This window comes from Streptomyces sp. NPDC101166 (assembly GCF_044768125.1).
Lineage (GTDB): Bacteria > Actinomycetota > Actinomycetes > Streptomycetales > Streptomycetaceae > Streptomyces.
In genome coordinates, this window is sequence record NZ_JBIWPF010000401.1 from 1 (window position 1) to 372 (window position 372).

The following is a 372-nucleotide window of genomic DNA, read 5'->3' on the forward strand; positions in this document are numbered from 1 at the left end:
CTTAAGCTGAATAGGCCCAGGCCCAGGACGCGAACAAGGAGCCAACGCAGCGTGACCACCAAAGGCAGCGTGAGTGCAGCCGTCGAGGCTGCCACCGGTCCACGCGGGGGTCGTGTGGACGGTCGCAAACGTCGCTGGCAGCAGCACAAGATCGACCGACGCGAAGAACTGGTGGACGGCACCCTCGCCGCCATCCGCAAGCGCGGCGGCGATGCCGGAATGGACGAGATCGCCGCCGAGATCGGCGTCTCCAAAACCGTGCTCTACCGGTATTTCTCGGACAAGCAGGATTTGACCCGCGCCACCATGGAACGGTTCATCGAGACCACCCTGATGCCGCGCATCTACGGTGCCATCAGCGACGACCTCGAC

Annotated in this window: 1 protein-coding gene; it reads left to right on the forward strand. The window is 64.2% G+C overall.

Features of this window, described 5'->3' with window-relative positions; genetic code table 11:
• Positions 1-51: 51 nt before the first annotated feature.
• The coding region (locus ACIRS4_RS39425; protein ID WP_404205277.1) for a TetR/AcrR family transcriptional regulator at positions 52-372 on the forward strand (321 nt) is incomplete at its 3' end.